The sequence below is a fragment of the Flavonifractor sp. An4 genome (genome assembly GCF_002161755.1).
GTDB lineage: Bacteria > Bacillota > Clostridia > Oscillospirales > Oscillospiraceae > Flavonifractor > Flavonifractor avicola.
This window is the reverse complement of the sequence record NZ_NFIL01000097.1, coordinates 1-1,494: the sequence shown is the minus strand read 5'-3', so window position 1 is coordinate 1,494 and position 1,494 is coordinate 1. Positions and strand designations below refer to the sequence as shown.

General features: G+C 60.3%; 1 protein-coding gene. It reads right to left on the bottom strand.

Annotated features, from left to right (window positions below; all coding sequences use genetic code 11):
- Positions 1-1,472 (bottom strand): hypothetical protein (locus B5F94_RS15820; RefSeq protein WP_087331521.1); only part of this gene is annotated, 1,472 nt, incomplete at its 3' end.
- Positions 1,473-1,494 lie beyond the last annotated feature (22 nt).

Here is a 1,494-nt window from a genome sequence, read left to right as displayed (position 1 = left end):
ACATCGTATGTATTCTGATAGCGTCTGCCCAGGTCGGTGCGGGCGGTCAGGCGCCTGGTCTGGCCGTCCACATAGCGCATGAACCTGTGCGGCGTGGTGACTTCCATGAAGGGCAGGATATGTCGCTCAATGTAGTGGATGTCATGCCTGGTCTGCCAGAGGAATAGCGCCTGCCGGTCCTTTAGTCCCATGAGGCAGTACGCTTGAAAGTCTGTCAGACTGGAAGCCCCGATGTGCATATCCCGAAGGAAGGGAACATCCTCGGCCCCTACACAGAGAAGCCGGTGTGTCCGGTTCTGCTCCCAGTCCAGGCGTAAGGTCGGATACCGGTAGAGGATATCAGACACCAGATCACAGAAGCCCACCTTGACCAGATGCTCGATTTTGGGCTGGGTGATATAGGATGTGAGAAACGGCTTCAGTTCTATCGGCTCCTGGAAATAGCCGCAAAACTGCGTGACAGGGCAGTATTGCCACGGCGTGTCATGGAGGGCGGCCGGCAGGTTGCCGGGATAGACATAGCCGCAGACATCCGCCGCAAAGTTGTACTGCCAGCGGCTGAACACGGGACGGGTCCCGGCTTTCCATACGCCAAAGGAGCTGTAATATTGGCTGGTCTCCAGCTTGCCACTGGGTCTCTGGCGGATGAACTGGCGGGCGGCCTCCCAAAGGTCCAAATCCTGGTTCGCATGATGGAGGGTAGCCTTGAACACCCGGACCACCACCTCGTCTGGGGCGGTTCTCTGTATGACCTGGCAGGTCTCCCGGTCGGTCAGCTTTCCCATGCGGCCGCGGGATTTCATTATCAGCTCCCGGCCGCAGGATGGGCAGAGGGCGTTCCCGTTGTACCTGACGCCGGACAGCGAGATTTCCCTGCCGCAGGCGGAGCAGATGCCGGGGACGGTTTTTCTGCCCTTCACGGCGTCGTAGAAGAAGTACGCCGGCATAATTTTGCGGCACAGCCACCGTTTCAGGCCCCGGGGAGCTGGAGGGACAGACTGCATCCGCATGTTGATTTTGCGGCGCTCCTTCCGTTCCCGGGCCTGCCGCCTGTTTTCCTGTATCAGCTTTTGATGGGCCGTCAGGCAGCCGAAGCCGTCCCGCGTATCATCATGGAAAAAGCGGCTGATGCACTTTCGGTCAGACTGGGTAAGGAAGGCACAGCGGGAGACGAAGTTCCAATCAGGGGACAGCCGCTCAAAGCACGCCGTGCGCCAGGATGCAGTGCCATCCTCCCGGCGCTCCAGCGTGAGATAGTCGTCTTTCTGCTGGAACACGGTCCATTTGGGAAGCAGGTCCCCCTGGGCCGCCCCGGCCCGGGAATAGACCTGGAGCACGAGGGTACGGCGGTGGTCTATCACCCGGACACGGGCGGTGGTCAGCCACTCGATCTGGTCTGCGCACAGCAGGCCGCTGTTCGCACGAATACGCAAGGGCTCGCCGGCATATTTGCGGCACTCAGCCTTGTTCATCGTCCGTCACCTCCCAGAAGGG